The organism is Streptococcus porci DSM 23759 (genome assembly GCF_000423765.1).
GTDB lineage: Bacteria > Bacillota > Bacilli > Lactobacillales > Streptococcaceae > Streptococcus > Streptococcus porci.
Genome location: NZ_AUIP01000019.1, coordinates 12,802 through 34,956 on the forward strand (window position 1 = coordinate 12,802; position 22,155 = coordinate 34,956).

At 42.9% G+C, this 22,155-nt stretch carries 19 protein-coding genes and 2 pseudogenes; 3 read left to right on the forward strand and 18 right to left on the reverse strand.

Features of this window, described 5'->3' with window-relative positions; genetic code table 11:
- Positions 1–72: 72 nt before the first annotated feature.
- From spx to G576_RS13940, 4 genes and pseudogenes are all read right to left on the reverse strand, one after another.
- Positions 73–471 (reverse strand): transcriptional regulator Spx, encoded by a 399-nt coding sequence (gene spx / locus G576_RS0108335; protein ID WP_027974216.1) that lies wholly within the window; start codon positions 469–471, stop codon positions 73–75.
- A gap of 149 nt (positions 472–620) precedes the next feature.
- A complete protein-coding gene (recA, locus tag G576_RS0108340; RefSeq protein ID WP_027974217.1) occupies positions 621–1,778 on the reverse strand; it encodes a recombinase RecA in 1,158 nt (385 codons plus the stop codon).
- 32 nt (positions 1,779–1,810) lie between these two features.
- Positions 1,811–3,082: a competence/damage-inducible protein A gene (locus G576_RS0108345; protein ID WP_027974218.1), complete on the reverse strand. Its 1,272-nt coding sequence runs from the start codon at positions 3,080–3,082 to the stop codon at positions 1,811–1,813.
- A gap of 90 nt (positions 3,083–3,172) precedes the next feature.
- Positions 3,173–3,340 (reverse strand): annotated as a pseudogene (locus G576_RS13940) (ABC transporter ATP-binding protein); the annotation flags it as partial.
- Positions 3,341–3,384: 44 nt separating this feature from the next.
- Here G576_RS13940 and G576_RS13330 point away from each other — a divergent pair.
- Both G576_RS13330 and G576_RS13335 read left to right on the forward strand, forming a co-directional pair.
- On the forward strand, positions 3,385–3,819 hold the full coding sequence (locus G576_RS13330) for an Rgg family transcriptional regulator (protein ID WP_083959990.1): 435 nt from the start codon (positions 3,385–3,387) through the stop codon (positions 3,817–3,819).
- On the forward strand, positions 3,780–3,995 hold the full coding sequence (locus tag G576_RS13335) for a hypothetical protein (RefSeq protein ID WP_083959992.1): 216 nt from the start codon (positions 3,780–3,782) through the stop codon (positions 3,993–3,995). The genes G576_RS13330 and G576_RS13335 overlap by 40 nt, the downstream gene beginning before the upstream one ends.
- Positions 3,996–4,059: 64 nt before the next feature.
- On the opposite strand, the pseudogene G576_RS12585 reads toward G576_RS13335, so the two are convergent.
- The 12 genes and pseudogenes from G576_RS12585 to argR all read right to left on the reverse strand — a co-directional run.
- Positions 4,060–4,659, reverse strand: a pseudogene (locus tag G576_RS12585) (group II intron maturase-specific domain-containing protein); the annotation flags it as partial.
- A gap of 159 nt (positions 4,660–4,818) precedes the next feature.
- Complete coding sequence (locus tag G576_RS13030; protein WP_051178066.1) at positions 4,819–5,484, reverse strand: CPBP family intramembrane glutamic endopeptidase; 666 nt, start codon at positions 5,482–5,484, stop codon at positions 4,819–4,821.
- Positions 5,457–5,867 carry a helix-turn-helix transcriptional regulator gene (locus G576_RS13035; protein WP_051178069.1) on the reverse strand — a complete coding sequence of 137 codons (411 nt, stop codon included), beginning with the start codon at positions 5,865–5,867 and terminating at the stop codon, positions 5,457–5,459. The genes G576_RS13030 and G576_RS13035 overlap by 28 nt, the downstream gene beginning before the upstream one ends.
- 74 nt (positions 5,868–5,941) lie before the next feature.
- The gene (locus G576_RS0108370; RefSeq protein ID WP_027974219.1) at positions 5,942–6,496 is read right to left on the reverse strand and encodes a DNA-3-methyladenine glycosylase I; all 555 of its coding nucleotides are present in this window, start codon (positions 6,494–6,496) and stop codon (positions 5,942–5,944) included.
- A 15-nt stretch (positions 6,497–6,511) separates the two neighbouring features.
- Positions 6,512–7,102 (reverse strand): Holliday junction branch migration protein RuvA, encoded by a 591-nt coding sequence (gene ruvA / locus G576_RS0108375; RefSeq protein WP_027974220.1) that lies wholly within the window; start codon positions 7,100–7,102, stop codon positions 6,512–6,514.
- Between the two features lie 12 nt (positions 7,103–7,114).
- Positions 7,115–7,792, reverse strand: coding sequence for a CPBP family intramembrane glutamic endopeptidase (locus G576_RS0108380; RefSeq protein WP_027974221.1), 678 nt, complete (start codon positions 7,790–7,792; stop codon positions 7,115–7,117).
- Between the two features lie 4 nt (positions 7,793–7,796).
- Positions 7,797–8,543, reverse strand: coding sequence for an elongation factor Tu (locus G576_RS0108385; RefSeq protein WP_027974222.1), 747 nt, complete (start codon positions 8,541–8,543; stop codon positions 7,797–7,799).
- Between the two features lie 2 nt (positions 8,544–8,545).
- Entirely contained in the window at positions 8,546–9,772 is a 1,227-nt protein-coding gene (locus G576_RS0108390) for an MFS transporter (RefSeq protein ID WP_027974223.1), read from the reverse strand.
- Positions 9,769–9,948, reverse strand: coding sequence for a hypothetical protein (locus G576_RS0108395; RefSeq protein ID WP_027974224.1), 180 nt, complete (start codon positions 9,946–9,948; stop codon positions 9,769–9,771). The genes G576_RS0108390 and G576_RS0108395 overlap by 4 nt, the downstream gene beginning before the upstream one ends.
- A 331-nt stretch (positions 9,949–10,279) precedes the next feature.
- Positions 10,280–12,244 (reverse strand): DNA mismatch repair endonuclease MutL, encoded by a 1,965-nt coding sequence (gene mutL / locus G576_RS0108400; RefSeq protein ID WP_027974225.1) that lies wholly within the window; start codon positions 12,242–12,244, stop codon positions 10,280–10,282.
- Between the two features lie 74 nt (positions 12,245–12,318).
- Positions 12,319–14,868: a DNA mismatch repair protein MutS gene (gene mutS, locus G576_RS0108405; RefSeq protein ID WP_027974226.1), complete on the reverse strand. Its 2,550-nt coding sequence runs from the start codon at positions 14,866–14,868 to the stop codon at positions 12,319–12,321.
- A gap of 81 nt (positions 14,869–14,949) precedes the next feature.
- Positions 14,950–15,387 carry an arginine repressor gene (gene argR / locus G576_RS0108410; RefSeq protein WP_027974227.1) on the reverse strand — a complete coding sequence of 146 codons (438 nt, stop codon included), beginning with the start codon at positions 15,385–15,387 and terminating at the stop codon, positions 14,950–14,952.
- Between the two features lie 473 nt (positions 15,388–15,860).
- On the opposite strand from argR, the gene argS reads away from it, so the two are divergent.
- On the forward strand, positions 15,861–17,552 hold the full coding sequence (gene argS / locus G576_RS0108415; RefSeq protein WP_027974228.1) for an arginine--tRNA ligase: 1,692 nt from the start codon (positions 15,861–15,863) through the stop codon (positions 17,550–17,552).
- Positions 17,553–17,609: 57 nt separating this feature from the next.
- Here argS and G576_RS0108420 read toward each other — a convergent pair whose 3' ends face one another.
- Positions 17,610–18,593, reverse strand: coding sequence for an LPXTG cell wall anchor domain-containing protein (locus G576_RS0108420; RefSeq protein WP_027974229.1), 984 nt, complete (start codon positions 18,591–18,593; stop codon positions 17,610–17,612).
- A 206-nt stretch (positions 18,594–18,799) separates the two neighbouring features.
- Complete coding sequence (locus G576_RS0108425) at positions 18,800–22,147, reverse strand: ABC transporter permease (protein WP_027974230.1); 3,348 nt, start codon at positions 22,145–22,147, stop codon at positions 18,800–18,802.
- Positions 22,148–22,155: the final 8 nt, after the last annotated feature.

The window sequence follows — 22,155 nt, forward strand, 5'->3', positions numbered from 1 at the left end:
CGCCCTCCTTTTCTCCATTATAGGTCACAGCAAACAAAAACGCCAGAACTATCTGACGTCTCTTTTCTATTTTTACAAGGCTGCCCGCATGCGCGCTTGGGCATTCTCCACATTACGAATAGACCGTGGCAAGAATGTGCGAATGTCATCTTCCTTGTAGCCAACTTGCAGGCGCTTGTCATCAACCAAAATAGGACTCTTTAAGATACGAGGATTTTCCTGAATTAAGTTAATCACTTCGCTGACACTCAGGTCATTAAGGTCAAAATTAAGAGCCTTAGCGTAGCGATTTTTAGAAGAAATAATGCTTTCCACACCTTCTTCTGTCTTAGTTAGAATATCAAGGATTTCTTCTCGAGTGAGGGGTTCTTTACCAATATTTTGTTCTTTATAAGGGAGTTTATGGGCATTAAGCCAAGATTTTGCTTTTTTGCAACTAGTGCAACTTGAAACCGTATAAATAGTGATCATGTTTCGTCTCCTTTCACATGATAGTATGATTATACCACAAACTTCCTTTGAACGACATAGGTCTTCGGACCTATTTCCAGTCAGAATGGTATTTTCTGACTCATCTCTCAAACTTTTCTTGAGTATAATGATCTATTGCTAAAGTATTTTTAATCTTCCAAGTCCAGCTCAATCGCAATTTCTTCCGCATCAAATGCTTCTTTTGTCTCAGTTTCTTTGACGATTTCCTCGGTAACTTTAGCTGACTTTTCTTCTTCGCTTTCTTCGATAAGTCCATAGTGGAGACGAACTTTACGATCAATTTCATCAAAGACTTCTGGATGTGCTTTGAGATACTCTTTGGCTTTTTCTGAGCCCTGACCGATTTTCTCGTCATTATAAGAGAACCAAGCACCCGATTTTTTAACAATGTCAAGGTCTGTCGCGATTTTAAGAAGTTCTCCCGTGCGTGAAATACCTTCCCCGTACATGATTTCTACTTCTGCTACTTGGAATGGCGGAGCAACTTTGTTTTTAACGACCTTAATCTTAGTTTCTTTACCAATACTTTGGTCTTTTTGATCGCCAGTCCCCTTGATTTGCGTGCTACCACGCACATCCAAACGAACTGAGGCGTAGAATTTCAAAGCACGTCCACCAGGTGTGGTTTCTGGATTTCCAAACATAACCCCAACTTTTTCACGTAACTGGTTGATGAAGATGGCAATCGTTTTCGTTTTATTGATAGAAGCGCCTAACTTACGCATCGCTTGACTCATCATACGTGCTTGAAGACCAACGTGGCTATCACCGATGTCCCCATCAATTTCAGCACGTGGCACAAGCGCCGCTACCGAGTCAATAACCACTAAATCAACCGCACCGGAATCAATCAATTTACCAGCAATTTCAAGACCTTGTTCACCCGAGTCAGGCTGAGAAAGAAGAAGTTCGTCAATGTTTACACCAAGCGCCGCTGCATAAGCTGGGTCAAGGGCATGCTCAGCATCAATAAAAGCTGCAATCCCTCCCTCTTTCTGTGCTTGAGCAACAGCATGCAGGGCAACCGTTGTCTTACCAGATGACTCTGGACCATAGATTTCAATAATCCGTCCTTTTGGATATCCACCCGCACCAAGAGCAATGTCGAGCGCCAATGATCCTGAACTCATGACCTGAACTTTTTGTTCAGCACGTTCGCCAAGTTTCATCACAGCACCTTTACCAAAGTCTTTTTCAATGCCTTTTAGAGCTTCTTCCAAAGCCTTCTTACGTTCGTCACCAAATTTTTTAGTGATTTCTTCTGTCTTTTTAGGTTTCTTAGCCAATATTTCTACCTCTTTTTAGATAATTCTCTCTATTATACTAGATTTTCATCAGATAATAAAGCCTGACGCACAAGATTAAAGGCATGAAGAGTGGCAATATAACGGACATCCGCCCTACTTCTTCCCCCAATCATGACCTTGTGGCTTGTCACACCACTAGGACTAGCAAGTCCTATGAAAACTGTTCCTGCTGGTTGACCTTCAAGTTCATCTGGACCAGCCACACCAGTCAAAGATACGGCAAAGTCGCTACCGACCAAGCTTCTGCTTTGCTCTGCCATTTTTTCAGCCGTAAAATTAGAGACAACCCCGTGAGCTTCCAAATCTTCAGGTGCAATTCCCAGCATCTTAGCTTTTTCTTCGAGGCTATAAGTGACGTAGCCACCCTTGAAAATTTGCGAAGCTCCTGGAATATCTGCCAAACTGGATTGGAAAAGCCCTGCTGTCAGACTCTCAGCTGCCGTAATCGTCTTCCCTTTAATCTTCAAGAGTTCTACCACTATCTGAGCTAGGCTGTTGTCATCTCCATAACCATAGCAGAGCTCTTGAAGTTTTTTGCCCTCCAAAGTTTCAACAGCTAAGATGTCCTTTTCAAAAGCATCTAGCTTAGCATTGGCTTGCGCTTCAGAAGTCGCCTTGGTCGAGAGACGCAAGGTCACCTCGCCCGTTTTCGCGTAAGGAGCAATGGTCGGATCCTTCTGATAAGCAATCTCATCAGCCAAGACCGTCACCAGTTGACTTTCTCCCACACCAAAGAATCGAAGAACACGGGAATAAAGCCTCTGGTAATCATCCGTCAAGAGTGGCAAAAGATTCTCAGTCACCATCGGCTTAAGTTCGCTTGGTGGCCCAGGCAGAACCACATAGGTCACCCCAGCCACTTCTAGCAAAGAACCAACTGCCAGACCTGTCACGTTTTGGATGGGAATTGAACCCGCGACCAGCTGAGCCTGACGTTCGTTGTTTGGCGTACGGGCGTACTGTGGTCTAGTAGCAAAAAAATCGTCCAACTTAGCTGAGGCATCGGGGTCAAAAACAAGTTCCCTATCCAAAAATTTTGCCAAGGTCTGCTTGGTCAAATCGTCTTCCGTTGGTCCCAGTCCTCCACACAAAATTACCAAATCGCTCCGCTTTTTTGCAATGTCCAAAACAGACAAAAGACGTTCTTCGTTGTCGCCCACAGCCGTCTGGAAGTAGACATCAATGCCTAGCTCTGCCATTTTCTCCGACAAAAATTGGGCATTGGTATTGACAATCTGCCCCGTCAAAATCTCCGTCCCAACCGCAATGAGTTCAGCTTTCATATGACCTCCTATATCACTATTCGCAAGATGTCATTATTGTAACATAAAAAATCGCCACAAGGACGATTTTGCAAGATTATAATCACTTATTCACTCTGAAAGATTGATGATTTTCTGGCATTTTTCTGCCACGTCAAGGGCATGTGTGACGATGACGACCGTTTTGCCAGAACGATTCCTCTCCAAAAGAAAGTTCAAAATCGTTTCTCTATTTTCAAGGTCGAGAGACCCTGTCGGCTCATCTGCTAGAATTAATTTGTAATGAATACCAGCCTAGCGAGAGAAGGCAAATTATTAATAGCATGCAAAATCGCAATTCCTACTTAGATACTGTACATTTGGAAGAACTCCTCAAGAAATGCCAAAATTACTTAAAATCTCATAACGATATTCCTATTTACAATATCTATCAAATAGGACGTATTATCCTCGAAATTCGGAAAAACGGCATTCAAAATAATGCTACTCTTGATGCTCTTGCTGAAAAAGTTTGGGAAGATTTAAAAAAGAAAGATACTTGGTATGGCTCAGAACTCGCACTTATAGCTAATATTATCTTTTATTTTAGTAATGATGCCCTTCCACACATTGCTAAACGTATTCTCTCAAGCTTGGAGAAATTTAAAAACTATCGTGATATTAAGCCCTTTCAACTGACTTTACTAACAAATCTATCAACTGTTTTTTTAGAAAGAATATGCTATCACAATGTGAACAACTTACAAAGGAGGTTTTAGCTCTTTCAAAAACTCTAAAACAATACGATACTCTTGGTTTCTCCCAAGTCCGCCTGGGCATGTGTCAAAAAGATGATGAGCTAATTGACACGGGAATGGCGCTTCTGCACTTGACAGAGGAAAATCATCTGGTTGGAATGCTTGAGCAGGAACTAGAAGATTATTATCACTCGTAATAGAGTAGGGACTAAACTCTAGTCCCTCTCACACCACCGTGCGTGCCGTTCAGCACACGGCTGTTCAACTAACTTTTAACGCATGTCGTTTTAGATAATAATCTAAGCAAGAAACCAGTCCACGTTTAGCGAGGACTGGTTTTGATATGGCACGTTTCAGTACAGACCTCTGAGCCACTAATTGATAATGGTCTCCCCAGCCAGATACTTTATCCGCTATCCACTTCGGTACTCCTAATTTGAGAAGTCCCCATAATCGCCTAGATTTCTTCTTCCATTGTTTCCAGATAATAACTCTTATTCGAGTTCTTAGTCGTTCATCAATGCTTTCCATGACTGATTTCATGTTCGTCATAGAAAAGTAGTTTATCCAGCCTCGGATGACCCAGTTTAGTCGCTCAATTCGGCTGTCTAAGTCAATACTCCACTTACGGGCCGTTAGTTTCTTGAGTTTTCTCTTGAAACTCTGTACGCTATCCTGATGCGGACGACTTTTCCAGCCCTCAGAAGATTTCCAGAACCCAAATCCTAGGTACTTCAATTTGTTCGGTCTCACAATCTTGGTCTTGGTCATGTTGACTTTCAAACCTAATCGTTTTTCAAGGTAACGACTAATTGAATGCATAACACGTTTAGCCACTGCCTCACTACTAACCGCAATGAGTTCAGCTTTCATATGACCTCCTATGTATAGGAGGCGATTACTCGCTCATCTAAATTATTCGTAATGTACTTTCAATTTTCCAAATATAATTGTAGCACAAAAAGCAAGAGGACAGAATCGAAACTCTCTATCCGAGAAATTTCAATCTCATCCTCTTCGTTATTGTAGATAATAAATAAGAAGCAAGCTACTGTTTCCAAAAATGTGGAGAAGACTTGAAAAATAGATATTTCGATTGGTTTTTAAAAACAAACCTGAGTAAACCAAGCCTGAACCTAGATAGCCCATTACACTTATCACTTCTCGTAATTCCCAGCTATGCAGGTGACTAGCAGCAAATAGCAAACCGGACAGGACTACTGCTACTACCGTACCAAACCTATCCTCTAGGTAACTTGCTAAAAATTGTCGATAAAACAACTCTTCAACTAGAGGACCTAGAATTCCCACAATAGGAATAATCATCCATGCAGGGTAGAGTTGAAGTATCTTCCCTATATTCCCTTCATTGGTCATAGCTACTGTACCACCTGCCAATTCCTGCAAGTAGGCCAGAATCAGGGAAAATACCCCATCACAGCATATTGACAAAATATAGCCAAGAAACAGAATAAGACAGGACTTCCATTTGTGTTGGACAATCCAACCTAGCTTGTCGGCTAATTCTCTCCTCCAGGTATATAAACCTAGAAGAGCCAGAAGGACATAAGTAGCAAGTTGAAATGGGCTCCATACTACTCTAGGGAGAAATTGGTAGCCATTCAGCAAAAAGATAAATGTGTAAACGAATAAGAACGCTAGAGTTTCTTTCTTCGGGAGTGCCATAATACCACCTCTTTAAATAGTAATCGTGCAAGATCCCAAGAGGCCAAAACAATCACGACAGCGATAAAGATAAATATCAAGGACGACAGACTGCTCTCTGAAAATGGTAGGAGAAAGATGAAACCAAGCAGGGCGCTAAGATAGAAAATTAACCGTTTAGGTAACTTTCCCCTACCTACTTCATTTGTCTCCAGATGGAATAACTGATCTAAAGATAGCTGATATTCTTCACACAGCTTTTTCATATAGTCTAGTGCAGGTATCGTTCGGTCGTTCTCCCAACTAGAAATAGTTTGACGCGAAACGCCTAACTTTTCTGCTAAATCTTCCTGAGATAGATTGTATGCCAGCCTTAGCTGTTTGATCGTTTTACCTATAGTCATCTTACTCCTCCAGTCTACACTTCTTTGAGTCTGATACAAGACAAAATCCTCTGACTACCACTGTCAAAATCCCTTTACTTTTTCCATTCACAACTATCTTCATGGTCGTTGACAAGCCCCGCTGCTTGCAGATACGAATAGGCACAGACGGGACCAACAAATTTAAAGCCCCGTTTTTTTAGGTCTTTGGAGATGATTTCAGACAGCTCAGTCTTGGCTGGGGCATTTTGATAGTTGTCAACCTGATTGACAATCGGTGTAAAGTCTACCCAACTCCAAATATACTTATCAAAAGTTCCAAATTCTTTTTGAACCTCAAGAAAAGCTAGTGCATTGGCTCTTGTGGCATAGAGTTTTGCCTTATTGCGTATGATGTCTGGCGTGTCAAGCAAACTGTCAAGCTCACTATCGGTCATCTGTGCAACTTTTTCCACATCATAATCATGAAAGGCTTGGCGAAAAGCAGACCGCTTATTGAGCACAGTCTCCCAAGAGAGCCCTGCCTGATAAGTTTCCATACAGAGCAATTCAAACAAATCATGCTCATCATGTAGTGGTTTGCCCCACTCCTCATCGTGGTAGGCAATATATAGAGGATTGGTCATTTTGACCCAAGCGCAACGGTTCATGGTTCGTCTCCCTATCTATTTCATAAGCATTTTAAGAGCTGATTTGATGTAGTTTTCCGCAGTTTCCTTTGTTCCTTCAAAGAAGGCTTTGATTTTCTTGACTTCTGCTGCTTTGTAGCCTAGAGCCAAGAGGGCTTCCATGGCTTCGTCCAAGTCTGGGTTACCAGCAGGCGCGCTCTTAGCAGCTTTGCCGTTTTCCACAGGAACCTCGACAAATTTACCAGCCAAGTCCAGAACCATTTGCTGGGCTGTTTTTTTGCCAATTTTTGGGAATTTCATTAGGTACTTGATGTTACTATTGTCGATAGCTGCCACCAGTCCTGCATTGTCATCCACGGCGACAATGGCTAGCGCAGTGGTCGGACCAATGCCTGACACCGAGATGAGCTTGAGAAAGACTTCCTTTTCTTCCTCAGTGTGAAAACCAAAAAGGAGCTGAGCATCCTCACGGATAACATGATGGAGATAAATCTGAACCTCACTGCCAACCTTGTCAGAAAAGCTGTAGGGATTGGCAACGTTGATGATATAGCCAATTCCAAAGGTTTCTATAACGATATGCTTAGCTGTGATTTTAGTTAATTTTCCTTTGATGTAATCAAACATAATGATCGCTTTCTATGTAAAAAATGTTAGAGATAATGCTAATGTATTGGTTACCATGTGAACCGTCATCGAATAGTAAATATTTTGAGTTTTGTAATAAAGGTAACCCCAATAAATACCAATGATAAAATGAGGAATGACCTGAATAAATTCAATCAAAGATAAAAGATGTACATGAACCAGTGCAAAGAGCAAGGCTTGACAAAGAATAGCTATTTTTGGGGATAGCCTATCCCTTAACAGATTCAACAAGGATTTACGAAAAACCAATTCTTCGACAAAAGGACCAATAAAACCGACAAAAATTAGGAAAATATATGGCGGAACTTGTTTGGCAGTTTCCATGATTCTAATATCATTTTGGAGATTTGTATTTCCCGACTTGAGCAATTCCAGTAAGCCAGTAACCACCAAGCCAGACAGGATATTTAGGAATACATAAAGCAAAATATAACCTAAAATCTGAAGACAAAAAAGCTTTTTATATGAAAGAAGACTGTTCATCTCTTTTCTTAGTTCGTCAAAAAAGAGCAGGCATCCCACAAATGCTGACAGAGCGTATTTCCCCAGACCAAGCCAAATTTCTTGCTCCCGTGTGAGAGACAAAAGATTCTCAAAATCAATTTGAAATAGACAGACATACAGGAACAGATAAATCAAGAGCTTCCTTGATTTTGCATTGGCTAACATCTCATCAATCCTCCAATTCAAACCACTCTAAAAGCGTTAATGTTCTCTCACTCTCTGCCCAGTCATGATAGCTATTAAAAACAGCCTTGACCGAACCTAATTTATCGACCAAATGGTCAATGGCTAAAAAGCTACGCCAATATTCGTAAAAGATACTGGCATAAGAGCCTTGGTAGGTCTTTTGCCCAAATTTTGAGAGAGAATGCCAGCCGTATTTTTCTTGAAAAAGGGCGACTAATTCTTGATTGACAACTTTTTCATCCAAAAATTCTCTCTCTGTTAAAAAGTAGCGTCGGCTGATGTACTCAACCATGCCTTCCTCAAACCAAATATCCGAAGTTCTATCATCATCAAAATCATCCAAGAAAAGTTCGCTCCAGTGCGCGAGCTCGTGCCCCACAATTTGCAAAAGATGGCGCTCTGACAAATTTTGGTAATGTTGGTATAGGCGAAAAGTCTGATCCGTCTCCTCAAAATCATTCAACTGCTTGCTGTAAAGCTCCTGCCAGACGGGTAATTCTGGGGTTATCACCATGCGCAGGTCATTAGTGTAAGCAGGCACAGCAATGTCCCTGATATAGCGAGTTGCTATTTCCTTATCCGACCAAATAATCACCTCAGGCAAATCTTCAAGAGCGTAAACGTCAGCGAGGAAGGTCAGATAATCTTTCAAACTTTGCTCGTGCTTCTTCGCAAAGGTTTGATAGGATTTCAACTGCTCGGCATTTGCAACAGCGTATAAATAGTCCATTGTTATCCTTTCTGTTCGTGCATCTTAGCGGCTTTGACGATAAGGAAAACACCAGTAGTGGCAACCAAGGCAAAGACGATTTGCACACCGATGACTCCGGTAAATTGGCTCAGAGATACCATGCTACCTGCAAGGACGATGCCTAGCGGTTGGGCGATGGAAATAAACCCTGAGTAGGAACCAATTTTATTTTCATCCATCATTTGAGCACGCAGGACCTGGCTCGCTGGAACATTTATCATTTCACCGATAGTATAGACAACAGCCGAAATCAGGATGGGCAGAAGACTTTTAAAGGTAAAGGCTAAGAAGAGCCCGCTTGCAAAAATGGCAGAGCCTAAAATCAGTTGCGGTATCAATTTCATTTGTCGCGTCAGCCGATTTGCCGTCGTCATCAAGAAGACAATCATGACCGTATTGATTAGCACGGTTAAGCTCAGCAATTTTGCCCCAGTCACTTCAAATCCAAACAGTTGACTAGGTTGGTAAATGGTCTTGTAGTGAACTGCCACATAATTGTCAATCTGAGCCCAAACACTGGCAAAGAGAATGGTACCCATCGTATATACCATAAAGGCCTTATCCTTAATCACATCACCATAGTTAGCCAATGTGGATAGGACGCCTTTACCGTGCTCAAAGACAAAATCACTAGGCCCGGTCTCCGCAAACTTGAGACGCATGATTAAAAAGGTGAAGAGGGCAATAGCTGTCATGGCGATAAGGAGCTCAAAGAAATGATGGTCATAAAAAGCGCCAGCAATTCCCGCCCCTAGCATAACAGCAACATTGATTAGCCAGTAGTTAATGGTGTAAACATAGCGTCGATTACTTTCATCTGTCAAGTCAATAATCATGGCATCATAGGCCGGATGGTTAAAGTTGGACATAATTTCCACGATGAAAATACCCACGAAAGTCAAAAGAGGCATGACATGACCAGGGATGTTGGCAAGGGTTGTCAAAACATACCCCAGCACCACACCAAGATTACCAATATCAGCTACTTTCTTCCGCCCCATAGAGTCCGACAGATGACCACCATAAAGAATAGCCACAAAGCTGCAAATTTGAGTAATAATCACTAGCATTCCAGTGATAAAAGCTCCAAAATGAGCCACATAGTACATGGACATAAAGGGGAAAATGGCAGAGCCTAAAACGATAGATAGGAAGCTTAACTCCAAACGCCACTGTAATTGCTTGGGTAAAGTCAAGAACTCTTTCATTTATTCTTTTTCTCCAGCACACTAACCAAGACCCAATAGAAAAAAGTAGCCAAAGCCGACATACCAATCCCATCATACCAAGCATAGCTATCCGCTACCATCATATTTTTATAAACAATAAAGAGACCTGTCGTCACTAGGAAAAAAGTAAAAACAATCGCTAAACGCTTCAGCATAGGATTCTCCCTCAAAATAATCTTCCTTATTATAACACAAAACCACCCAAAGGGTGGTACATACTGAAGACAAAGCATCTGTTTCTCATCTGCTGACTAGCTCTGCCAAATGGTACAAGGAATCCTACCGAGCTAAGTTAGTCTTACCGCTACTTCCACTGTGTTAAACATCACATAAACTGGTACATACACAAAACGAAACTTTTGAGACTTCGTCCCAAGACTTAGCTATGCCATTCTACCAAGAAACCCCTACCGTCTGGAAACACCTACAGAAGTGGCACAAATAGACTTTGTCTACAGTCTCAAAGGACACTTTCGTAGTCAGAAATCAATACTTACCTAACTCTCGCAAGCTCGTATGGTTCTCCTGAATGCGACGGAACATTTTCTCCATGTCAGCCTTTGTAAAATTGACTAAAACTGGACGGCCGTGAGGACAGTTGTAGGGATTTTTAGTCTGGGATAGTTGCGTCAAGAGGTCACGAGCTGAATACTCATCAAGAGCATGATTGGCCTTGATGGACCGTTTACAAGACATCATGATAGCCAACTCCGCACGGTATTTCTTAATAGAAACCTCATTGGTCAAAAGCAACATATCACACATCTCATAAACACCTGATTCAATTTCTTCTTCCTTCATCCAAATGGGATGCTCACGTAAAATAAAGGTGTTATCTCCAAAAGGCTCCAAATGGATTCCAACTTGGTTTAGTAAAGGCATTTTGTCCTGTAAATTGATGTAATCAGATGTTGAAAATTCAAAAAGGTAAGGTACCAAGAGTTGCTGCAAAGAGCTGTCAACCTGACCTATTTTGTCCCGATAGTATTCATATTTTACCCGCTCCTGAGCAGCATGCTGATCAATGATATAGAGACCGCCCTGCCCTTGAGCAAAGAGATAAGTGCCATGCATTTGCCCAAAATAGTCTAATTCAGGAAAGGTGGAGCTCTCCTCGTTGTCTAGATTTTCTAAGAGACGATTGATTTTACTTTTATTTTTAAAATCAAGGTTTTCATGCTCACTATCCTCTTGGAAAAAGCTACGCTCTGCCACTTTAACGCTTGACAGTGAGTTGACAAGACTGTCAACCTTCTCTTGCGATGACGAGTCATCCTGCTCTGCTTTTTTTTCAGAAAAAGTCAGCTCCTCCACTACTGTAGGCTCTGATTGTGTGAAGAAATCCTGCTTTTCACTATCATAGTAAAGATTGGTGGACTTGAGCGGAAGACTGGTCTGAACAGGCTTTTCGGTCTTTCTAACACTAGATTTTGCCAGATTTTCAAGTGCATCTGGAATCAAATCTTGTTGTCGTAGAGCCTCTGCAATGGCAGACGAAATCAAAGTCATGAGCTCTCGCTCCTTGGAAATCCTAACCTCCTGCTTGGTTGGGTGAACATTAACATCTGCCAGATAAGGATCGATTTGAATATCAATAACTGTCAGTGGAAAACGACCAACCATAAGCTTTGAGCCATACCCATCCAAAATAGCACGGTTAAGCAAGAAATTTTTGATGTATCGTCCATTAATCAGGAGAGTGATATAGTTGCGGTTTGCGCGAGTCAGCTCAGGTAGGGAGATGTAGCCTGACACCTCAAAATCGAGGTCAGAAGCCGAAATCTCTATCATTTTCCTAGCCGTATTGAGTCCATAAATTCCAGCAATAGCCTGTCGCAAATCGCCAGTACCAGAAGTCTTTGTTAGTTCACGATCGTCAGCAATTAAGGTGAAAGCAACCTCTGGATGCGCCAAACTCAGACGATTGATGACATCAACAATATGAGCCATCTCCGACTGTAAACTTTTCATGTATTTAAGGCGTGCAGGGGTATTAAAAAAGAGATTTTCAACCGTGATTTTGGTGCCAACTGGAGTTGCAATAGGCTCAACTTTTTCAATCTCCCCTCCTTTTGCGACTAGCAGAGTCCCATAATCTTCTTCATCCGTTGCCGTCACAATAGTCATATGGCTAATGGAAGCTATAGAGGGCATGGCTTCACCACGAAAACCAAGCGTGCGAATCCTGAAAAGGTCTGCTTGACTTTTTATCTTGCTGGTCGCGTGACGGCGAAGCGACAATTCAACATCATCAGCCGACATGCCTTCGCCATTATCTGTGACTTGGATTTTTTTCAGACCAGATTCCTCGATTTCGATAGTAATCTGGCTACTTCTAGCATCGATTGCATTTTCAATCAATTCTTTAACCACACTGGCAGGGCGCTCCACCACTTCACCAGCTGCAATTTGATTGGCTAGAACCTCAGGTAATTCAATGATTTTAGTCATAGTTTTCCTCGCTTTACTTGCTTTCTATTATACCACAATAGAAAAAGGCCTGCCCAACCGAGCCTGCCTTTAATCTACAATAGCTTTTTCAGTTCATAGAGGGCATTCATAGCTTCCATCGGAGTCAAGTTCATGACGTCAATAGCCCGCAATTTCTCTAGGAGAGCTGAGTTTTCAGCTTCTGGGAAAAGGCTGAGCTGTCCTATTGGTGAGTTTTGACCAAGCACTTCTCCATCGATCTCCAGATGATTGAGCTGTGCTGCACCTGCCTCTAAAGTGGTCAAAATCTTATCTGCCCGAGCCAGCAATGATGATGGAAGCCCTGCGATTTTAGCCACATGAATCCCATAGGACTTATCTGCTGGTCCCTGAGCAATCTTGTGTAGGAAAGTCACCTCACCATTTTGCTCCAGCGTCGCTACATGAACGTTGACAAGGCTTGTCAAGGTTGTTGACAGCTCTGTCAACTCGTGGTAGTGAGTGGCAAACATAGTTTTTGCCCCAACTCTATCATGAATATACTCAATAATAGACTGAGCTAGAGCCATACCATCATAAGTCGCAGTCCCACGTCCCAACTCATCAAAAAGAATCAAAGACCTTTCAGTCGCTCGTTGAATGGCATGATTGGCCTCCATCATCTCTACCATAAATGTGGATTGACCCGAAATTAAATCATCAGCTGCGCCAATTCGTGTAAAGATGGCATCAAAAATCGGTAACGAACAAGATTCTGCAGGCACATAAGACCCCATCTGAGCCATGATGACAGTCAGGGCCAACTGTCGCATATAAGTGGACTTACCAGACATATTTGGACCTGTAATCAGTTGCATGCTTGTCTTGCTATCAAAAGCAATGCTGTTTGGAATGTAGGCTTGAACCCCCATAACCTTTTCCACTACAGCATGGCGTCCTTTTTCAATGGCAATCATTTGCTGGTCGTTAAAAGACGGACGAATGTAATGATTGGTCTCTGCCACAACCGCCAAACTTTGTAGGACATCAACTGTCGCAATAGCCTTAGCTAGAGCTTGTAGACGGTCAATATAGCGCTCTACTTGCGCTCGAATCCGCATAAAAATGTCGTATTCCAAGGTTGACGATTGCTCACGCGCCTCCAGCATTTCTCCCTCAATCTTAGCTAGCTCCGCTGTGCCAAAGCGCTCTGAATTTTTCAACGTTGCCTTACGGAAAAAGTGGTCTGGTACTAGAGAAAGATTCGAATTGGTCACATGAAAATAGTAGCCGTCCTTGCGATTGTAGTCAATTTTAAGATTATTGATACCCGTCGCCTCACGCTCACGCGCTTCAATATCAGCAATCCACGTCCGACCTTCTTTCATGACCTTGCGATAGTTGTCCAAGGTTTCATCAAAACCTGTACGAATGATATTCCCCTCAGAAATGGTTGCTGGAGCATCTGGGTCAATGGCAGAGCGGATAAGATTTTCTAGTTCCGGAAGGATGTCAATTTGCTTGACAAGTTTGTCAACCACCTCGTGATCAAAGGTCTCCAAGATTGCCCTGATGTAAGGAACTTGAGCCAATGTCTGTCCCAGTTGTAACAGGTCTTTTGGATTGGCCTTACCAAAAGAAACACGACTGGCCAAGCGCTCAATGTCGTAAACCCCTTTAAGGCTGTCAGATAAATCGCTGCGTTCGATAAAGTTATCTAAGAAAACTGAGATAACTTCCTGACGATCATGGATTTTCTCCAAAGAAATCAAAGGTCTGTCAATCCAATTACGGAGCAAGCGCATACCCATAGCTGTTTTAGTCTCATCTAGGAGCCAATAAAGCGAACCGTGCTTTTTCCCAGTCCGAGCATTTTCTAGCAAATCTAAACTGGTCTTAGTAGCATAGGTCATCTGCAAATAGTCCTTGACCTCATAGTGTACAAGTTTTTGCAGGTGACTGAGCTCTCTCATCTGAGTCCTATGGACATAATTGAGAAGTTTCCCAGCCACAGATTTCTCTAGCTCTGTCAAGTTAGGAGCAATCAAATGGTCATCGTTGTAAACATCAATCTCTTGGGAGAGCAGAATGTTCATCTGTTTGGTGAGAATCTGCTCATCGTCTTTAGCTAATGCAAAACCAATAACCACCTCGCGAGCTTTGAGGTTTTGGATTTCGCTACAGACACTAGCAAAATCCGTCAAATTGGTGACAAAAAACTCACCCGTTGATAAGTCCATGTAGGATAACGCAAAGCAATTATCCTTACTGTCAATAGCAACTAGAAAGTTATTGCTGCTGTCTGGTTTGGAAGAATCGACTGCCGTTCCTGGCGTGATGACCTGAACCACCTCACGTTTTACCACGCCGACAGCCGTCTTAGGATCTTCCATCTGCTCTGCGATAGCAACTTTGTAGCCTAAGTCGACTAAAACGTCAATATAAGCTTGTGCAGAGTGATGGGGGACTCCTGCCATAGGAATGGGGTTTTCAGCATTCTTGTTGCGGCTAGTCAACCCAATCTCTAAAATCTGCGCTGCTTTTACCGCATCCTCATAAAAAAGTTCGTAGAAATCGCCCATGCGGAAAAGCAAAAAAGCATCTGGATATTGTGCTTTAATATCCAAATACTGTTGCATTCCTGGCGAAATTTTATCATGTGTCATAATATGTGATACAAAGGAATAGCTTCCCGTATTTAGCTAGTTTCCTAACTAAACGCTCCTTTCTTATGTCTCTTGCTCGGTTTATAGACCCGCACGCAAATCTTTTTCAAAATCGCTTGCGATAGTCTCATCCTTGCAGACGACAAGAAGGGTATCGGCTCCAGCCACAGTCCCTAAAATGTTTTCGTTAGCATCTTTATCAATAATATTAGCCAAAACATCTGCCTCACCCAACTCCGTGTGGAAAACCAGCATAAAGCCTGCACGCGCCACTCGACGGATGTAAGAGCGCGCTGCTTGGCTAAACTGTGAGGTCACTGCTTCAGACAAGCTATAATAAAGTTTGCCCTCATCATCACGAAGTTTCAGCAAGCCTAATTCACGCAAGTCACGAGAGAGAGTTGCCTGAGTCACCGAAATGCCTTGCTCTTGGAGATGAGCTTTGATTTCTTCTTGCGTACCAACATGGTGGTTCAAAACAATACTTTTTATCAATTCATGTCTATTTTTTTTGTTCATTGATTTTCCTTCTAATTTTTAGATATTTTTTCTAAAATGATTAATTATGTAGATAAATTATACCAAATATAATGTAAATATACAAATCAAAAAAAGAGTTTTTACACTCTTTTAGTCCTCTCCTGTCTCCCTAAACTTAATCACCACACGAAAGTGACGTTTGGGGGAGCTCTGATATCTGCCATTTGGATATTTTGTCAGATAAAGACTTCCAGCTCCCAAGTAATCTGACTGCTATCAGTTCCCGTTTCCAACTTAAAAAGGGCTCCTAGGCTTTTCTAGTTATTATATGTAAGGACTACTAGATGAAAATCAATGAAACATCTGCTTGGCTCATAGTTATATTTTCCTGTGATATTCTCTTGTATTCGTTTTCATTTTCGATTTTCCTTTCTTAATTAACACATTTTTCCGAACCTCAGTCGCTTTTATGGTAAAATATAAGAAATGATTATATTTATAATGGAGACACTATGGACACAAAACAATTAATTGCAACTGAAATTGCAAAAGCTGTTCCCGAGCTTGAACTGGAGACTATCTTGAATCTCCTTGAAAAGCCTAAAAATGCTAGTATGGGTGATTTGGCCTTTCCAGCCTTTTCCTTGGCAAAAAGCTGGCGCAAGGCTCCAAACATGATTGCTAGTGATATTGCTGAAAAAATTGATGCAACAAACTTTGAAAAAGTGGAGGCCGTCGGACCTTACATCAACTTCTTCCTAGACAAGAGCCAAATCTCTGCCCAAGTTTTATCAGAAGTAATCTCAGCAGGTTCTCACTACGCTGACCAAAATATCGGACTTGGTCGTCATATCGCCTTTGACATGTCAAGTCCAAACATCGCAAAACCTTTCTCAATCGGTCACTTGCGCTCTACCGTTATCGCGGATGCTTTGGCAAATATCGTAGAAAAGCAGGGCTACAAACCCGTTCGTATCAACCATTTGGGTGACTGGGGCAAACAGTTTGGAATGCTGATTGTAGCCTATAAAAAATGGGGGAGCAAAGAAGCCGTCGAAGCTAATCCTATCGCTGAACTGTTGAAACTCTATGTTCGCATCAATGCAGAAGTTGAGGAACACCCTGAACTTGACGAAGAAGCGCGTGATTGGTTCCGCAAATTGGAAGCAGGGGATGAGGAAGCGACTGCACTTTGGCAATGGTTCCGAGACGAAAGTCTAGTGGAATTTAACCGCCTCTATGATCAACTTAACGTGAGCTTTGATAGCTATAATGGCGAAGCCTTTTATAATGATAAAATGGACGAAGTCGTTGAGCTTTTGACCGAAAAAGGTCTGCTGGAAGAATCTCAAGGGGCTCAAGTGGTCAACCTTGAAAAATACGGCATCGAGCATCCAGCTCTCATCAAAAAGTCTGACGGAGCAACCCTCTACATCACCCGTGACCTAGCAGCTGCCCTTTACCGTAAACGCACCTACGATTTCGCTAAGTCTATCTATGTGGTGGGCAACGAGCAAGCAGCTCACTTCAAACAGCTCAAAGCCGTCCTCAAAGAAATGGGCTACGACTGGTCTGACGACATGACCCACGTCCCGTTTGGCTTGGTAACCAAAGAAGGTAAAAAACTGTCCACTCGTAAGGGTAACGTTATCCTGCTCGAACCAACCGTGGCTGAGGCTATCAGTCGTGCTCAAGCACAAATCGAGGCAAAAAATCCTAACCTTGCTAACAAAGAAGCCGTTGCCCATGCTGTTGGTGTTGGCGCTATCAAGTTTTACGACCTCAAAACCGATCGTATGAACGGCTATGACTTTGACCTTGAAGCTATGGTCTCCTTCGAAGGCGAGACGGGTCCTTACGTTCAGTATGCCCACGCTCGTATTCAATCGATTCTTCGTAAGGCTGATTTTGTGGCAAAAGCTGACGCTACTTACAGCCTGTCTGACACCGAAAGCTGGGAAATTATTAAATTGTTACAATCCTTCCCGCAAGTCATTAACCGTGCCTCTGACAACTTTGAACCATCTATCGTAGCAAAATTTGCCATCAACTTGGCACAGGCTTTCAATAAATACTATGCCCACACCCGCATCCTTGACGAAAGTCCAGAACGCGACAGCCGCCTAGCCCTCAGCTACGCAACCGCAACGGTCCTCAAAGAAGCACTCCGCCTCCTTGGCGTAGAAGCTCCAGATGAGATGTAAGACTCGAGAATAAGGACTAAAAAAATGAGGTTTCAAACCTCATTTTTTTATCTATTCTTAATGATTGCGGCGTTCTTTCCAAGCTAGTAGGCTAGCAACGAGCACTCCTATTCCAGTCAGGCTAAGGAGCGCTTGTGCCTCTTCACCTGTCTTTGGTAAGGTCTTTTTCTCTTCTTTTTGAGTTGTTGGCGCCTCTGTTTTAGCTTCAGTGACCTCTGTTCTTGCAGTTGTGCTTGCTGTTGATGTGCTGTCTGCTTTACCACTTGTGGTGCTAGCAGAGCTGCTGCTTGAGGTTGCACTAGACTCGGCACTACTTGTCTCCGTCCATGGTGCTTCTGTCGTTGTTGGAGCTGTTGTTGTAGACGCTTCCGTCGTTGGTTCTTCGGTCACAGTAGAATCTGGAGTTGGTTTCGGTGTTGGTGTCGAGTGATCTCGTGTGTACCAGATACCGACGTGGGTTTCCCTTTCCATCGTTTCATAGGTATATGTGCCGGCCTTAGATCCGTCTGTAAGCCTATAGCCAGGGAAATCAAGCGCCGATACGGTGTGGCTCTCTCCCGGATTCACCGTAATGACTTCTTCTTTGAGAGTGGTGTTACTTAGGTCGCCATCAATAGAGATCCAAGCAACTTTAAGAGTCTTAGGTTGCTGAACTGGTTGTTCGGGGTTGGTTGGCTCTGGTGCTGGAGAGTCTTTTACCATCCAGAATTGAATCCAAGCTGACCCGCCCTCCTTATACATACGTAGAGCATAATCATATGTGAAAGTATAGGTAGGTTCTGTGTACTCATCTAATTTATATCCCGCCACTTCTGGTGCAGATACTGTTTTTGTTTCGCCTGGGTTAATCGTTACGAAGTAATGAGATAGTGGACCATCTTCAGCAGAGACTGTGCCAATAAGAACAGAAATAGCTTGTTGAGCTGTATCTTCCGCGTGAACGATATTTTTATCTAGAACAGGAACAACATTAGTTACTACACCTCCACCGAGAATAGCTAGGGAAGCAAGCGAGAGGCTAAATTTTGTGATTTTCTTCATCCTTTTTCTCCTTTGATAAAAACTTGATTTTGAGACTGTTTTTCATCAATTTTAAATATATATATATATATATAATTTGTCAAGTATTTATGCGTAATTTTTTTGAAATATTCGGAAAATCTTGATTATCCTACCATCCTCTGTTTGGTAATCAAACATCAAAAACATAAAATTATAAGAAAAGAGTTTCTCTGCGAAACTCTTTTTCACTCCACGCTTTTCAGGGCTTCTAGCATGTCCACGCGTCTGAGTTTATAGTTGACAAAGTAGCCTAGGACTGCCAAGATACTGGTGATGGCGATGATTGGCGCTAGGTAAACGTAAAAGGCAACTTTAGGTTGGAACATGATTTGGTTAGAGCCAATCATCCCTAAGATGATATGGTGAAGCACGCGCCCACCAATTAGTCCTACTACGATTCCGATAAGAGAGAGTAGGATGGTCTCACGATAGATGTATAGGGTGACCTCCTTGTTATGAAAACCGAGCACCTTTATGGTGGAGAGTTCACGAATACGCTCAGCCACATTGATATTTGTCAGATTATAGAGGATAACCACTCCTAAAAGCACTGACAAGATAATCAGGATAATCATGACAGATTGCAGAGAACCTGCCACTGTATGAAGGGTTTTCTCAAGAGCAGTGTTTTGTCCAACCGCTGCCACTTCTTCCATAGCTAGGAAATCAGCAGCAATAGCCTGGATAGCTTTGTCAGACCTATCTTTCAATGTTACCAGATAGCTATTGGTCTCAAAGTTCTGTCCGGTGATAGTTTTGTAATAGTCGGCAGTCATGTAAATGTACTGTCCCACATACATTTCAGTGACACCTGATACGGCTACAGTCACGGTCTGATCAGCTAGCGTCAGCTTGATTTTATCTCCCGCAGAAACACCGTACAATTTTGCTAACTTTTCGGTGATAATAGCACCGCTTTGTCCCAAATGAAGAACTGAGCCTGACTCTCTCTCGCGAAGATTGATATAGTCTTTCAGGGTGGACTGGCCCGTAACGATAAGATTAATCGCCACTTCTTCGTCCTGCCCTTTGATTTTCTCAGTCAAAGCCTGATAGTAAATGGCTTGCGAGTTGTCAATCTGAGAATTTTTCAGAACTTTCTCAATAACAGGCTTATCCTTTTGTCTCTTGCTAGCTACAATCATGTCATAGTGAACAATATCTCCAAACTGAGTCTCTGCCACTCCTGAAATGGAAGACTGGATACCTAAGCCAGCAAAGAGCAGAGCCGCTGAACCAGCAACGCCAAAGATAGTCATCAACATGCGCTGTTTGTAGCGGAAAATATTTCGAGCTGTTACTTTGTGAGTAAAACTGAGACGCTTCCAGATAAACGGCACTTTCTCCAAGAGAATTTTAGAGCCTGCTACTGGGGGCTTGGCTTGCAAAAGCTGCGCAGCTTTTTCACCGAGTTCACGACGAGCCACTAAGTAGGCGGGAAGTACCGCAGAAAGCAAGGCCAACCCTATTGCCAAGAAGGTCCAACTTGGATAGAAATAGGTATGACTGCTACCAATAACCGTTCCCTCAGTCAGGATTCTACCAATGATAGGTGATAATATAAAGTGACCTAGCAAGGTCCCCACACCGGTCCCTAGTAAACTAGCCACTAGGCCGTAGATGACAAATTTGGCAATAATCTGACCATTAGTATAGCCTAATGCCTTGAAAATCCCTGCTTTATGACGTTCCTCATCTACAAAACGTGTCATGGTAGTCAAGGTCACCATGGCGGCGACAAGGTAAAGTACCACAGGGAAAATATCCCCTACAGCAGAGATTGAATCTGCCCCCATCGAATAGGTAGCGTAGCCCTCCCCACCAGGAAGCGTCTTCCGAGTGTAGATGGTATAGTTAGGCTCTTTCAAAGCTTTTAAATCGGATTTAGCCTCTTCTAAGTCGCTCTTGGCGTCAGCAATTTTTGTATCAGCTTGCGACTTTTCTTTCTCATAGTCCCTCTCTGATTTTTTGAGCTCTGCGCTAGCTTTTTCAAGGTTATCTTGATTGTCTGAGATGGTTTGCTTAGTTTCTTCTAGCTTTTTAAGGTTTGCTTGGTAATCTGACTGACCTGTTTGATATTTAGCAAGTCCCTCTTGGTAGGCCGCTAGACCTGCCTCATAATCTGTCTTAGCTTGGTTGTAGTCCCTCAGCCCCGCTTCATACTGGGCACGCCCTGCTTGGTAGCTAGCCAGGTTACTCTCATAAGTCGAAAGCCCTGCTTTATACTGGGCTAAACCTTCTTGATAAGCTAATTTAGCCGCCTCTAGCTGGACTTCTTGTCGCGCCAATTCTTCTTGCGCTAGCCTAATTTCCTCCACGGTAGTCGGATCTTGGCCGGTGGCAACTAAAGCATCGGTTTTTGCATAAATCTCCGCCTGAGCCCTCTGAAGTTCCTGCTCGCTCACACTAATAGACTGGGCTGTCTCATCTAACTGAACTTTATTGGCGTCAAGTGTTGACTTAGCGAGGGTCAGTTCCTTCTCTGCACTATCCAACTGGGTTTTAGTAGCATCCAATGTTGCCTTAGCTTGGTCTATCTCTGCCTTTGCCTGATTGAGTTTAGCCTCATTGGCAGCTAATTCTGCTGAAGCTTGAGCAAGTTCCTTGGCGGCACCATCTAATTTCTCCTGACCTGAGGATAGCTCCGCTTGGGCAGACTCAATTTGTTTTTTCCCATTTGAGAGGTCTTTTTTCCCGTCAGAAATAGCTTTGGCTGCGTCAGCCAATTTTTTCTCAGAGTCAGAAACCTCGTCGTAACCTTTATTTATCTCAGCTTGCGCGGACGCTTGAACCGTCGTAAGACGGTTTTCCCCATTATCCGCCAATAAGTCATCCAAATCCCTGCGGTGCTTGCTGAGGCGCTCCTCGTAGCTCGTTTGATAGTAGGACAGCGATTTTAAGTCATCGTAGGAAATCCTAGCAATCATGTAGACATCCGAGTCAAAGCTGGCCTTGGGAACAACAGCATAACCTGTCAATTCACCTGTTCCCGCCGTCGTCTGACCCATCGTTTCATTGTCCCAGATCTCTGCAGAATTGACAAAACCAACCACCTTAAAGGTGTTTTGCTTCAGTATCCCTTGCTCCGACTGGGTAAAACTGATGGTGTCACCGAGCCGATAATGGTCTTTCATCTTCTCGGCCAGAGCGATTTCTGTCTCCGTTTTTGGGAGACGACCAGACATGAGCTGATAGCGAGAAACACTCTCTGACTGCGAAAAGACCCTGACCGCCTCCTGACTATCCGCAACCGTCACATCCGTTAAATAACCAAATTCGACAGTTGCTTTGGGCAAGTCTGACAACTCATTGACGTCTGCTTGGTCCAAGCCATAATCTGCCATAACCGCCAGATCCATCAGATTGGTCTTGTCAATAAAATCCTGGGCAGTCCGCCTCATGTTTGGAGTCGTGACTTTGAGCCCAATCAAAGCAAGGGCACCGATTCCCATCAGAGAAAAGATGGAAAAAAGTCGTCCCTTAGAGGTCGTGAAAGACTGGCGAATATCTTTCCAGTAGATTGATTTTTTCATGGCACCGC